The organism is Bacteroidales bacterium, from assembly GCA_035342335.1.
In the GTDB taxonomy this organism is placed as follows: domain Bacteria; phylum Bacteroidota; class Bacteroidia; order Bacteroidales; family JAGONC01; genus JAGONC01.
Genome location: DAOQWY010000003.1, coordinates 108,542 through 123,303 on the forward strand (window position 1 = coordinate 108,542; position 14,762 = coordinate 123,303).

8 protein-coding genes are annotated in these 14,762 nt (G+C 47.9%); all 8 read left to right on the forward strand.

Translation table 11 applies throughout. The features are described from left to right. Positions 1-181: 181 nt before the first annotated feature. The 8 genes from PKI34_02545 to PKI34_02580 all read left to right on the forward strand — a co-directional run bounded on the left by PKI34_02545 (position 182) and on the right by PKI34_02580 (position 14,615). The gene (locus tag PKI34_02545) at positions 182-1,579 is read left to right on the forward strand and encodes a glucoamylase family protein (protein HNS16684.1); all 1,398 of its coding nucleotides are present in this window, start codon (positions 182-184) and stop codon (positions 1,577-1,579) included. 61 nt (positions 1,580-1,640) lie between these two features. Next, complete coding sequence (locus tag PKI34_02550) at positions 1,641-4,826, forward strand: discoidin domain-containing protein (GenBank protein HNS16685.1); 3,186 nt, start codon at positions 1,641-1,643, stop codon at positions 4,824-4,826. A gap of 30 nt (positions 4,827-4,856) precedes the next feature. Continuing rightward, entirely contained in the window at positions 4,857-5,150 is a 294-nt protein-coding gene (locus PKI34_02555) for a nucleotidyltransferase family protein (protein HNS16686.1), read from the forward strand. Further along, a complete protein-coding gene (locus tag PKI34_02560) occupies positions 5,147-5,506 on the forward strand; it encodes a DUF86 domain-containing protein (GenBank protein ID HNS16687.1) in 360 nt (119 codons plus the stop codon). Before PKI34_02555 ends, PKI34_02560 begins: the two co-directional genes overlap by 4 nt. Then, positions 5,484-6,299: a hypothetical protein gene (locus PKI34_02565; GenBank protein ID HNS16688.1), complete on the forward strand. Its 816-nt coding sequence runs from the start codon at positions 5,484-5,486 to the stop codon at positions 6,297-6,299. The genes PKI34_02560 and PKI34_02565 overlap by 23 nt, the downstream gene beginning before the upstream one ends. Before the next feature lie 5 nt (positions 6,300-6,304). Then, positions 6,305-8,386, forward strand: a complete 2,082-nt coding sequence (locus PKI34_02570; GenBank protein HNS16689.1) for an MFS transporter — start codon at positions 6,305-6,307, stop codon at positions 8,384-8,386. A gap of 132 nt (positions 8,387-8,518) precedes the next feature. After that, entirely contained in the window at positions 8,519-10,951 is a 2,433-nt protein-coding gene (locus tag PKI34_02575) for a beta-galactosidase (GenBank protein HNS16690.1), read from the forward strand. A 319-nt stretch (positions 10,952-11,270) separates the two neighbouring features. After that, positions 11,271-14,615, forward strand: coding sequence for an amylo-alpha-1,6-glucosidase (locus tag PKI34_02580; protein HNS16691.1), 3,345 nt, complete (start codon positions 11,271-11,273; stop codon positions 14,613-14,615). Positions 14,616-14,762 lie beyond the last annotated feature (147 nt).

Genomic DNA, 14,762 nt, shown 5'->3' on the forward strand with positions numbered 1-14,762 from the left:
AAATATACATAGAAATCAAAAAAATCAAGACGAAAAAAAATGTTAAAAAATATGTCCTTATCGGAAGGATTTGCCCGGATTATTCACGTTTATTCGTATCATCATTGAGGTTCCTGTTATTCTTCAACAATGCAATTTTTTTTTATTTTTACAATCCAGCATCCCAAAAACAAGGATACCCATGAACGATCAGAATAAAGTCAGCATTCTATTGCTGTTCATTGCTTTTGCCTTTTCAATGTGTGCTCCCCCGACGGAGCAGCTGGCCTTCAAATCCCAGGGAAAGGTAAATTATCCCCTGTCACCCGATCAGGAAACCATGCTCGATTCGATCCAGCAAAAGACGTTTCTTTTCTTTTTGAATGAGCATCATCCCGACTGGGGTATTGTGAAGGACCGTGCAGCAGCCTGGGCACCGGCCAGCATCGCCTCCACCGGATTTGGCATTCCCTGTTTTGCCATCGGCGCCGAACGAAACTGGATCACACGGGAACATGCAGCAGAAATCACCCTGAAGATGCTCAATTTCTTTAACAACTCTGTCCAGAGCGCTGACACGGCTGTCACGGGGTACAAGGGATTTTACTACCACTTCCTGGATATGAAAACCGGTACACGGGAATGGAACTGCGAGCTTTCTTCAATCGATACCGGCCTGCTGATGATGGGGATCCTTTTTGCACGGAACTATTACAGCCTGGACAACGATGTGGAAAACAAGATCCGCACCCTGGCAACACATTTGCTTGGCCGGATGGAATGGAACTTCCTTGAATTGCCTGAAACCGCGAAACATCCGCATGCGATCTCCATGGCCTGGTCACCGGAAAAGGGTTTGCTCGATTTTGGCTGGAGCGGTTACAACGAAGGCCTGTTCCTATACGTATTGGCTGCCGGCACAGGGATGGAAAATGTGGAAAGAAGCTATCAGTCATGGTTATCAACCTATGAATGGCAAACGCCTTACGAAGGTCTTTCCCATGTGGCTTTCCCTCCGTTGTTCGGCCACCAGTTCTCCCAGGCCTTCATTGATTATCGCGGCCTGGTTGACTTGTACATGAAAGACAAAGGCATCGAATACTATGAGAACTCCCGCCGTGCAACCTACGTTCAGCGGCAGTACGCCATCGACAATCCCAAAGGCTGGGTTGGCTATGATTCACTTTGCTGGGGAATCACTGCATCCGACGGCCCCACCGAGAAATATGATTTCGATGATAAGAAGTTCCTGGGTTATGCCGGACGCGGGACCAGCGGTCCCGATCATAACTATTTTGACGATGGTACGATTGCCCCTTACGGGCCGCTTTCTTCACTGCCCTTTGCTCCGGAGATCGTGCTGCCGACCGCTGAGTGGATGCTCTCGGCTTATGATGGGAGACTTTGGGGCAGGTATGGTTTTTATGACTCATTCAATATGACGGCCAACTGGATTGATGATGACTTTATCGGTATTGACCAGGGACCGATGCTGATGATGATTGAAAACTTTCGTACCGGTCTGGTGTGGAACTATGTGATGCAGGATCCGGTCATTCAGAAAGGGCTGGCAAGGCTCGGATACGAATATTTGCAGTGAGAGGGAGGGGTAAATGGGTACATTTTTTCGATTTCATTGATTTTTAACATTAAAAGCAATTATGAAGCTTATGATAATCAGGAAAACTGTCTTTTTCGTTCTGCTGATCACTTCAACTGCCATGCTCACAGCCCAGGTCACTACCCTGGATGATTTTGAGAACAAGGAAGGCTGGAACTTCAATAAATCCGACGGTGTCACCGTCAGCCTCACTAATGAAGAGGGGATGAACGGCAATGCGATCCGGTTCGATTATGATTTTACTAAAGGAACCGGTTATGGGGGGATACAGAAGCTTTTTCCTGTAGACCTTCCCGATAATTATGAATTTTCTTTTTATTTCAGAGCCGATTCGCCTGCCAATAATTTTGAGATCAAATTTATCGACAGCACAGGAAACAATGTCTGGTGGGTGAATAACCGCAATTATGATTTCCCGGAAGAATGGAAAAAGATCCGGATCAAAAAAAGGCATATCCAGTTCGCCTGGGGACCTGCCGCCGATCAAAACCTCAGACGCATCGACCGGATCGAGTTTACAATCGCCTCGTTTGTCGGTGGCAAAGGCACCATCTGGCTGGATGACCTGAAGTTTGAGCCCCTTCTGCCCGAGACAAAGGTATATCCCCAGCCATCCCTAACTGCTTCTTCCTCTCTGAAACGTCATGCATCCTGCTCCATGCTGGATCATTCCGGTGAGACTTTCTGGCAAAGCAAGAGAGGGAATGATCAGAGTATTGTTATTGATTTCACAATGAAGCGGGAGTTTGGCGGACTGCAGATCGCCTGGCTGAAGGACCATTCGGCTGAGGCTTTTGAGATCCTGCTGTCAGAGGACGGTCTGAAATGGGATCAGGTCTATTCCGTCTCTTCCAATCACACGGATGTCAGCTTTATCCGGCTACCGGAAGCAGAGGCAAAATTTCTGAAGATTAATCTTAAAAAGGGCAATTCGGAAAAAGGGTATGCCATTCGCGAAGTAAAATTCCTGGATGTCAAAAGCTCACTGACGCTGAATGATCTTTTGATCTATGCGGCCAAAAATTCAACGGCAGGCAATTATCCCCGGTACTTTCTGGAGCAGGCCTCCTACTGGACGATCACCGGGGTGAACAATGACGTGAAAGAAGCGATGATCAACGAAGATGGTATGGTTGAGGTGGATAAGGCTCTGTTTTCCATCGAACCCATGATCAGGGTGGGCGATTCGCTTTACAACTGGAGCAATGTTCAGACGACACAGGCAATGGGCTTTTCGGATGATAACGGTGAATTCAGTTTCGTCCCTTCTGTCACCTGGAACTGCAGGGATCTGAAATTTACAACCGGTGTGGCTGCAAGCGGAGAAGCCAATCGGAATTCCGTTCTGTTGATCCAGTATGCTTTTGAGAATCTATCGGACCAGCCCAAGGATTTTGAGTTCTATCTGTTGATCAGGCCGTTCCAGGTCAATCCTTATTACCAGTTCCTGAATCTTGCCGGGGGTGCCGGAAAAATAAGATCCATTCGTGAGTTGACCGGTGGTAGCATTGCTGTTGATGATAAAGTGATCACATCCCGGAAGAAATACGATTACTTCGGGGCAGCCGGTTTTGATGAAGGGAACGTGGTTGATCTGCTGCGGAAAGGAGTCTTACCGCAGGGCCATGCTGCTGTTGATCAGCAAGGGCTGGCCAATGGAGTCATCAGGTATTCCCTTCACCTGGAAGCGGGCGCGCAAACCCGGTTCTTCGTCACCGTCCCGTTTTATACCCAGCAACCTGTCGGAGGTGAAAGGAATGCAGACCATTTCGCCGGTGAATTCACAAAGATGACCGAATTCTGGAAAGAGAAGACAGGGCACATCCGGTTCAATTTACCCGCATCTGCCGACAGGATCGTCAATACATACAAATCTAACCTGGCCTACATTTTAGTGAACCGTGACCGGGTGGGGATACAGCCTGGCTCCCGTTCCTATGAGCGCAGCTGGATACGCGATGGGGCCCTGACTTCATCAGCACTTCTCAAATCCGGTATCGTTCCGGAAGTAAAAGATTTCATTGACTGGTACGCGGATCACCAGTACGAAAACGGTAAAGTTCCCTGTGTGGTTGATACAAGGGGACCGGATCCTGTTCCCGAAAACGACAGCCATGGTCAATTCATCTACCTGATCCGTGAGTATTTCAACTTCACGCAGGATACTGCTTTTCTCCGTTCAAAGAACAAGAATATCCTGAAGGCGGTGGAATACATCGAGTCCCTGGTTGCTGAGCGGTCGACGGATCATTATAAATACGGAAAGGACAGCGTACGTGCCCTTTACGGACTGGTGCCGGAATCCATCAGTCATGAAGGCTATTCCGCTAAGCCAATGCATTCATACTGGGATAATTTTTTTACATTGAAAGGACTAAAAGATGCCGTGGAGATTAAGAAAATCCTCGGGGAAAAAGAAAACCAGGAACGTTTGGAAAAAGTCCGCGACATATTCAGTGAAAACCTGTACAATTCGTTGGATCTTGCGATAAAATATAAGAACATCGATTACATTCCAGGATGTGTCGAGCTGGGTGATTTTGATGCCACTTCCACCACCATTGCCCTGACGCCCTGCAACGAGTTGAATAACCTTCCCAGGCCGCAGGTGTATAACACGTTTGACCGGTACTATGAATATTTCAAGAGCCGGAGGGATGGGAAAATCGACTGGATCAATTACACTCCGTACGAGAATCGCCTGATCGGTTCCTTTATCCTTTTGGATCAACCGGACCGGGCGCACGAACTGATCGACTTTTTTCTGGATGACCAGCGTCCGCAGGGATGGCACCACTGGGCCGAAGTGGTATGGAACGATGACCGGCATCCGGGCTTTATCGGTGATATGCCCCATACCTGGTGCGGAAGCGATTTTCTCAATGCCGTACGGGCCATGTTTGTTTACGAAAATGAGTATGACCAGTCGCTGGTCCTGGCTTCGGCCCTGTACCAGGACTGGATCGACGCCCCGGAGGGAATGTCGGTGGAGAACCTGCCAACCTATTACGGTGAGGTCTCCTATTTTATCATAAAAGACAATAATAAGTATTTATTTTCCATTTTCGGTGATGTAAAACTTCCTGAAAATGGAATTAAAATCAGGAACTTTAACGGATCAAAAATGCCGGTAAAAGTGGTGGCCAACGGTGTGGAGATGAAGGACTTCAATGAAAAAGAAATTACAGTAAAAGAGGTACCTGCCGAGGTCATAATTTATTATTGAATGAAAAAATATTCTTTTTAATTTAGCGTCATGAGTCTATCGCAAACTGATATTGAATTAAAACTTAAGAAACTTCTTCCTTTCCTCAGGAACGAATTCAACGTAAGTCGAATTGGCTATTTTGGCTCTTATTCAATCGGTATGCAGGATGAGCAAAGTGATATCGATATCCTTGTTGAATTCTCACAACCCTGTGGATGGAAGTTTTTTAAATTGGAAAAAATGCTTGAAGACCAGTTAGGTAAGGAGGTAGACCTTGTCACCACATCTGCAATTAAAAAGCATCTCAAAGATTCCATCTTGAAGCAGGTAATATTCATTTGAAAACGAGCCGTACATATCTTCATTTTTTAGAAGACATTGAGCTATCAATGCTGAGGATACAGGAGTATCTCGAAGGGATGGACTTTATCAGTTTTAAGAAAGACTTTAAAACCATCGATGCAATTATTAGGAATTTCGAAATAATCGGTGAAGCCACTAAAAATCTGCCCGCTGAGTTCAAAGAAAAAAATCCCCAATTACCTTGGGAAGAGATGTACCGAATGAGGAATAAGATTAGCCATGAATATTTTGGTCTTGATTATGAAATTCTCTGGTATATTTCGACTGTTGAAATTCCGGTGAATTACGAAGAAATACGGAAAATAATCAAGAATGAAAAGGGGAATAAAGCCTGAAATCGGATTAATGCCAGTGCTTTTCCTGATCCTGTTTCTTGGTACGGAACTCTTTGCCCAGAAGAATAAAGAATACATTGCCCTCTCCAAATTCAGAAAGTGGGGGATTATAGCCGGCCCTGTTCTCTATAACAAGGGCAAAATTTATCCCCAGTATGGTGATTATTCCTTTGAGAACTTTCCAATCTGGAGTTACAATGCAGGAATTGAATATGATTTCTATCCTGACAGGAAATGGTCCGTTATCACAGGGATTATTGTTGCCCTTGAACCTGTATATAACATTCAGTGTACGTTTCGGGCAGAGGATATTTACGATCAGTTTGAGGTAGACTTTGCTGACAAATACAGAGCATATGCAATGCCGTCAATGTCTGCTCCATTACTTATTCGTTTAAATATCCAGGTAAATAAAAGACTATTTGCAAACTTCATTTCTGGTTTGAAAGTGAGATATTTTCCACCGGGTGAGCAAGAACTTTCCGTTGTATTTCATAATAGAGATGACACTGAATCACGGGAGGAATTTTACTTGTATGCAGCTAGCCCGGATAATTCATTTCAGGGGAGTTTTGTTACAGGTGCAGGATTAAGTTTTGCTTTCCATAACGTACTTTTGAAATCAAACCTGGTCTATTCAATGGATTTTCAAAATACGATGGAGGGATATTACGAGTTTAAAAATTTACTGACCTCACCTCCTTCAGGAGGTGACTATGAATCATCAGGTAATTTTTTGGGTTTGCTGTTTTTGGTGAGTATTGCCAAGAATAAGAAAAAATATCAATATTGATTTTGATGAAAGAAACGGAAACTAGTGCAGCGCAGACAACAAGGCCGGCGGATAAGATCAAGTTCTCCCAGCTGGCCGCTTATGGCGCCGGAGGCATCATCCCGATCGCTCTTTTCAACATTGCCGGGATCATGGTGGGACTGATGGGCAACATAAGCCTGGGCCTCAGTGCTTTCTGGCTGGGGCTCATCCTGATCATCCCCCGTTTGTGGGATGCCATCTCCGATCCGATCATCGGGCATCTCTCCGACAATACGCGTACCCGCTGGGGGAGGCGGAGGCCTTACCTGCTGATCGGCGGGCTCCTGGTGGCTGTTTTCTTCGTTGTGATGTGGTGGATACCGAAGGGGGAGATGGTGCAGACCTGGTTCTCGACCGAATCCAGCTACCAGGCGTTTCAGCTGGGCTATATTCTCATTGCACTGCTGCTGTTCTTTACTGCTGTCAATATCTTCGAAATCCCTCACGGAGCCCTTGGCATGGAGTTGACCACAGATTACCATGCACGCACCCGCCTTTTCAGTGCCAAGAGTTTCGTCGGCAATCTGTTTGCCATGAGCACGCCGTGGCTCATCAAACTCGCCCGGCTGGAGATCTTCAGGGGCCCGGGAGGCAATGAAGCCGACGGCATGCGCTATGTGTCCCTGATGATCGCTGCCTTCCTCATCCCGCTGTCCTTCTGGTGGTTCTTTAAATTGCGCGAACCGGGATTTGTAAAGGCAGCCAAACACGAAAAGACTCCCTTCTGGAACGATATGAAGATCGTTGTCACCAACAGGAACTTTGTAATGCTCACCCTGACGATCTTCACCCTGGCAATGGGCTTTAATTTTGTCCAGCTCCTGGGATCCTACATTCCCATATTTTATGTTTTTGGCGGGGATAAGGATGCCGGTGCCACGATGCTGGGGATCAACGGCACCGTCTGGGCCATTACAGGCGTACTGGCTGTTTTCCCTTTGAACATCATAAGCCCGAAACTGGGCAAGCGGAATACCCTCTCCATTTCGATCATCCTTATGTGCCTTGCGCAGCTCTCCAAAATTGTCTGTTACAATCCGCACTACCCCTACCTGATCATCATTCCCACGGTCCTGCTCTCGGCAGGTATGCTGTTTTTCTTCACGCTGGGATCTTCCATGGTGGGTGATATCTGCGACGAAGATGAATTACACAGGGGTTACCGGTCCGAGGGAAGTTTTTATTCCATATTCTGGTGGTTCATAAAGATGGGCACCGCACTGGCAAGCTTTGTGGGAGGTGCCCTGATCGTTCTCACGATGTTCGATGAGATCCAGGTCACCAAAGTGGATGGTTTGCAGGGAGGCATACGGGAACTGCAAACAAGGGTGCAATTTTGGAAAGAATACCCGGGAAAACCGGGTGCCAACGCTGAATGGATTGAAAACGCAAAGGTTCAGTGTGCAGAAGCCCTGGAGGAATCAAGGAATTTTGTTAAATACCTCGAAAAGGAGTCCCTCAAGGAACCTGACGAGACCTATGATGGCATCACGGCATACCGGCGCCAGCGGAACGCTATGCTGACGAAAGCACTGAATTCGGCAAAAACTTCCATCGCCGGACTGGAAAAGGTAAAAGTGCAGCTTGAAACATTACGACCCGGGGATCCGGATACCCTGATCCATTCCGTCATCAAAACGACAATGCCGCTGACCCTTCAAACCAAAATGGTAAAGGCCCAAAAGATCTCCTTTGATCTGATGTCACACCTGCAGGCAAAATCCCTCAAAACCAAAAACAGTAAAGAGCATTATAACAAAATCATGCAGGAAATGACCCGGATCAATAACCGCATTGCAAACCTGAACCTGGTTGTCTCGCTCGATTACCTGGATAATGAACTTAATGTTGCACGGGAGGAAACCAGGCAACTCACCATTCAAACGCCGTATACGCTTTTAATGATGCGGGTGGTCGAGATCGGGTTACCGCTGCTGCTGAGCATCCTGTCCATTATATTCCTTCTTCGTTATTCACTAACCGAAAATCGATCCCGTGAGATCAAGGATCTGTTGGATAAAAGAAGTTCGGAGCGGTTGAAGGAAGAAAATGGAGCAGCTGTTTAATGTACCCTACCCCTGCCAGCAGGGGAGAGGACGGTGGTGGGGTACAGGGCCAAATTCCCCAATATGTGCCCCGGAATTAATGTCCCGGGCTTGCATTGAGGGCATACTTATCATTGACAATAATCTATCAGGATGGCATTTCTAATCAAAGACCATAATTTCTATCTCAACGGCAGGAAAGTATTCCTTAACTCGGGAGAGATCCATTATTTCAGGATCAGCCGCGCGTTATGGCACAAGCACCTGGATGCCGCCCGGGAGGCCGGCCTGACCGCCGTCAGTACCTACATCCCCTGGGCCTGGCATGAACCAGAGGAAGGTGTGGTTGATTTTGATGGAACAAGCTGTCCTGAGCGCGATTTGAAGGGATGGCTGGATCGTTGCCATTCCCATGGACTGCATTGCATCGTAAAGCCAGGTCCTTTCATTCTTGCTGAAACCCGCGGGGCCGGATTGCCCGACTGGTTTCTCCGGAAGTACGCTGACCAGGTCAGGATGCGCAACAGCAAGGGAGAGATAGTCGCAAGTGACGGAGTCAGCCTGTTTCACCCCGTTTACCTTGAAATGGTCGCTCACTGGTATGATGCCATCATGCCGTTGATACACGACCGCGAAATGTCCTCCGGCGGGCCTGTCATCATGATGCAGATCTGCAACGAGATCGGCGTCTTCTCCTGGCTGGCGCATCAGGCAGATTACGGCGGCGCTGTCAGGGATCGTTTTATCGCTTACCTGGCCGGTAAATTTTCAGGCATTCAGGAAGTGAATTCATTATGGGGGACCGGTTACAGAGATTTTGATCAAATTGAGCTTCCTCCTGATGGCAGACGTCCCTACACATCCAGGGGCGACCGGGGACGCGATCATGAATGGCACCTCTTCTGGAGAAGCTATTATGGCGATTATCTCCGGATGTTGAGCCAAATGGCTCGCGACAGGGGTGTTACGGTTCCCTTCTACCACAACCTTCCGGGCTGGATCTACGGCAGCGGCTATGAATTTCCGGTCAACATCACCATGTACGACGAGCTGTTCGGGGATAAAAGCGAGATCATTTTCGGTGTGGACCATATCCCTGAGTTCGTATCGCACCGCAACATGCACGATGACCGGATCATCAACGACATTACCGGCGTAATGCAGGGAGACAAACCCCTCTTTGCTGCCGAGTTCCAAAGTGGCTCACGGGAATATCACGTCGTGACGAATCCCCGCGAAATGGAGCTTTTTTACAAAGCCAGCATCGCCAACGGACTGACCGGCTGGAACTATTACATGTTTTCACAGGGCAGGAATCCGGCACGCAGAGGCTATTCCGGTGCCACATTCTACTGGTTCACACCGCTCACACCGGAAGGAGAACCAACGAGCGCCTTTCCACTGGTCAAACGTATGAGCGAAATCATCAGGATCGCCCAAGAACTTATCGTTGAAGCCAAACGCAAAGCGGAGGTATGCGTCCTCTTTTATCCGCCTTATTATGCAACGGAGCTTGAACGACCCGAAGAGGGAGCTTCCGGGCTTCGTTTCGTGGCTTCCGCCATTCGACGGCCCGCTTATTTTGACGGTTTGCTGAAGGCACTGCAGGTACTGAACATTGATTATGATATGGTCGACCTGAGCAAAGCTTCAGCTGAATTACTGAGCCCCTACCGCCAGGTGTGGGCATTCAGCACGGATGAGATGAATGCAGTGGATCAGCAGACCCTGGTTGATTATTCCCGTGCAGGAGGCAACCTGGTCATTTTTCCCTGTTTGCCCGACCGCGGGATGACGCAGAAACCCTGCACCATCCTTCGAAACGCCATTTCAATAGAACCATCCGGACAGGAGACCATTGATTCTCCGTTGATCGATGTTTTTGACCTCAAAGATGTCAAGTGTGCCAATCCGCAGATCATTTATTCCGATAGCGCCCTCACCGGTGCGGAAATCATTGCCCGGACCATCCGGGGTTCCTGCTGCGGATTCACCAAAGAGCTTGGCAACGGATCGCTGACCCATCTTGGTACCTGGCTGGGATTTGATACAGAAGGGCACAAACCGGTCTATGAAGCCATTTTAAGGCGCTCCGGCGCAAAGTTAAGGCAGGCTGAGGCCAGCAACGATTCTATTACTGTCAGAGAGCGCTTTACCGATTCGGGTTCGGGCATCCTTTTCATCGGGAACTACTATAATGAGGAACAAGCAGGCAGCGTTACGTACACCCATCCCCGAAATGGTGAGCGTATTTTCATACCTTACCACGGGAGAGAGATCGTATGGCCGGCTCTGTATGGAGTGCTCACACCGCTTTGTATGACTGTCGCTGACGGGATCACCATTCTGCACAGCACCTCTGATATCCTTGGAATTGAAATGGCTGACGGTCAGATAAGGATCACGCTCTTTGGAGACCGGGACCTGGCAGGGGAGATCGTGTTTGAAGGTACAAACGTGACGAAGATCAAATCTGCGAGAATATGTGATACAGCTGTAGAGATGATTCACGTCGGTAAACGTATTGTATTCAGATATGACCATAAACACAGGAGAGTAATTGTCTTGAATATTAAATTGAATTGAATCTTGCTAAAAAGCTGATGTATATTATGATGTAATTCCTTTGTAATTAGCGTATTATGAAATTTTATTTTGCATTCTTTGAATGATGCCGAAGGCATCGAACACTTATAGAATAAATGAATCAATACTTTACTACCGATTCCAAAGGAGTCGGACAAAACACCTTGAGGAGCGGTTTTTATTTGAATGGAATGAATAGTACGATGCCTTCGGCTTCGGTATCATTTGCTGGATCATCGTTCTATATACGTTTGATCACTAAGGGTTCAAATTAATTAGATCAGTAGTATTTTACAGGTATTTTAGCATTAACATCAAAATGATCATAAAGAATTCCCAAGGCCTTTCCATCAATTTCCTGGAAAATGGCACCATAAAAAGCATTGAAGCCAATTCCATCCGGATTAGCCTTAAGCCGTCGGCAATGTTTTCCAGATCCGGTGCGAATCTGTATCTGAGAAAACGATCAAAAAACATTGAATATAAAGCACTTTTGGGTCCGGACGGCAACAGCCGGTTCATCGTTCGGGATAATGTTTATGCAGCACAGGGAAACTGGGGAGGTATTGATTATAGGGTTGTTCTTCAACCCTCACCGGCAAGCCTCAGCTGGCGTTTTTTTACTGAAATTGTCAATCGTTCCGCTGATCCTGTCGAGCTCGATCTGGTCAGTATGCAGGATGTCGGTTTGAAGCAGGCGACGGACGGGTTGATCAATGAATATTATGTCAGCCAGTACCTTGAGCGGCGAATCCTTGAGGATCAACGGTTCGGAGCCGTCGTTTGCTGCCGCCAGAACATGCGGGAGCCCACAGGCAATCCCTGGCTGATGGTGGCGTGCACGAACGGTGCACTGTCCGCCGGCACGGATGGCATGCAGTTCTTTGGAAAAACCTGCCGTGCCACAGGCATTCCGGAAGGACTGACCGCAGACAGACTGGGGGGAGAGTATGCCGGAGAATCTTCCTTCGTTGCTTTGCAGGAAAGACCATTTCGGCTGGATCCAGGAGAACACTACAGCAGCATATTTCTTTACGTCTATTTACCCGATCATCCGCTGGCAACCTCCTGCGATGATCTGGACCGGATACCGGAGATCCTGGCTGAGTTTACAGATGAGCTGACCGCTCCCCTGACTGGTCAATGGAAGACCCCTGCCAGGAATTTATTCAATACCTCCGTTTTTTTACCCGTTGACGACCTGAATGAAGAGGAGTTGATCCAGTTTTTTGGCAAGGAGCGTCGTCATTGCGAAAGAGAAGATGGCCGGTTATTGTCGTTTTTTTGCCGGCAAAATGATCATGTGGTGCTTCGGGCCAAAGAAATCCGTACCGATCGGCCCCACGCGCATATTATCCAGGCCAGGAAAGGATTTCTTCCGGATGAAAACGTTCTTTCCACCACTTCTTTTGCTTCAGGTGTCTTCAATTCGCATCTGTCGCAGGGGAACACCAATTTCAATGTGCTGCTTTCCATTTGCACAAGCCAGTTCAATACCGAACTGGAAGCAGGGCAGAGGATCTTTGTTGAGATCAGAGGACAGTATTTTTTGCTTGGCGTTCCTTCTGCTTTTGAGATGGGACTGAATCATTGCCGCTGGATTTACAAACATGGTGATCATTGTTTTCAGATACGTACGTGGACATCCGGACAATTTCCGATGGTTCATACGGACTTTCGGGTGATCCGTGGGAATAAAGTAAAGCTATTGATTACAAATGATTTCGATACGTTGAATGCTTGGAAAGTTGCACCTGGTCATTCACCTGGCGATTATGTGGTAAAACCAAAGTACGGTAGCATGATCATGGAGAAATTTCCAAATGCTCGGTTCAGGATAGTGATCAATAGTGCCCCTTCCGATGTTCAGCCATATGGAGATGAAGTGTTGAATCCGGACCGGAATCATCGGGGAAGCTCTTTGTTCGTTTTAAGGGTGGATCAAGTCTCTGATTTTTATATGAGCTTCATCGGTGAAGTATGTTCTTCCGCCGATGCCGGAACGATGGAGAATGCAGAAGAGCAGTTCGTGAAGGATTGCCGGGAGGCGCAATCAGCCTGGCAGGAACTTGGTATGAACCTGAAAATGGATGGTGAGCAGCCAGACATTGCTGCCATCCGGGAAATCCTGCCCTGGTATGGTTTGAATGCGTTGACCCATTATTTAACGCCCTACGGGCTGGAGCAATTCAGCGGGGCGGCGTGGGGGACGCGGGATGTCGCCCAGGGCCCGGTTGATCTGCTGCTGACCGTGGGAAAATATCAGGAAGCAAAGCAGGTGCTGATGGTCATCTTTTCCAATCAGAACCCCGACGGAGGCTGGCCACAGTGGTGGATGTTCGACAGCTACCAAACGATCAGGGCTGACAGCTCTCACGGCGACATTTTTTACTGGTGCATCATTGCCCTGGCGAATTATATCAAGATCACCGGTGATGTGGATATTCTGAAGGAGATCTTGCCATATTATAATGAACCAGGAACAGATGCTGTTGAAAAGACACCACTGAGCGAACATCTTGACCGGCTCATCCGGATGATCATCCAATCGTTCATTCCGGGCACTGCGCTTGTTCCCTTTGATGGAGGCGACTGGAACGATTCACTACAGCCGGTGAGCAAAGAGCTGGCCCAGAGCATGATCTCAAGCTGGACGGTTGAGATGAATTACCAGGCTTTTAAAGAATATCAGCAGGTGTACGAGCTGACCGGCAATACTGCAAAAGCCAGGGAAATGGGTGACATCTGTGAAAAGATCAAGGACGGCTTCAACAAACATCTTGTGAAGGACGGTATTGTTGCCGGCTACGGTCTGGTGGATGCTGATGGCCACATCCGTGTACTGTTTCATCCCGGTGACGATAAAACGGGAATTCATTACAGCCTATTGCCTTTGGAACGTGGCATACTCAGTGAGATTTTTACCCTTGGGCAGGCCCATCACCATATGGACCTGATCGAAGAGCACCTCAAAGGACCGGATGGCGCGCGTTTGATGGACCGGCCGCTGCGCTACATAGGCGGCATCCAGAAACTATTTCAGCGGGCCGAAAGTGCCACACACTTCGGACGAGAGATCGGGCTGATGTACATCCACGAACATATCCGATACGCAGAGGCCCTGGCTAGGCTTGGGAGGGCGGAAGCATTTGTGAAAGCGCTTCGCCAGGCCATTCCTGTTGGATACCGCGACATTGTTCCCTGCGGCGACATTCGCCAGGCCAATTGTTATTACAGCAGTTCCGATGTCGCCTTCCGGAATCGTTATGAAGCCGATGAACGCTATGATGAAATCAGGATGGGTAAGCTGACGCTCAGAGGCGGCTGGCGCGTGTATTCCAGTGGACCAGGTATTTATATTAGCTTGATTGTCAGGCGATTGTTTGGTTTGCGGACAAAATCCGGGAATGTGATCATTGATCCCGTCTTGCCGACTTCGATGGATGGATTATCTGCTTCCATCGATTTTCTGGATCGAAGGATCAGGTTCAATTATTCCATCCAAGAGGGCAATTATAGTCCGAAAGCTATTTCAATCAATGGCGAACCAATTCAGTTTACGGTTGAAGAAAACAGATATCGCCCGGGTGGGGCGGTCATTGACAAGGATCAATTTACGGCGAAGCTGGGAATGAAGGAAAATGTCGTGGTGATACGGCTATAAGGAATTATCAACCAAGTTAATCCCCTACGGGGAATAACATTTTTTTGCGATACATATTTCCTACAATACTACAACCGCTACGCGGTAGTTGACCGAATTCCCTCCCCTTGCCCGTAGGGCATAGAGTATTGTAGCAGGTGGTTAGCC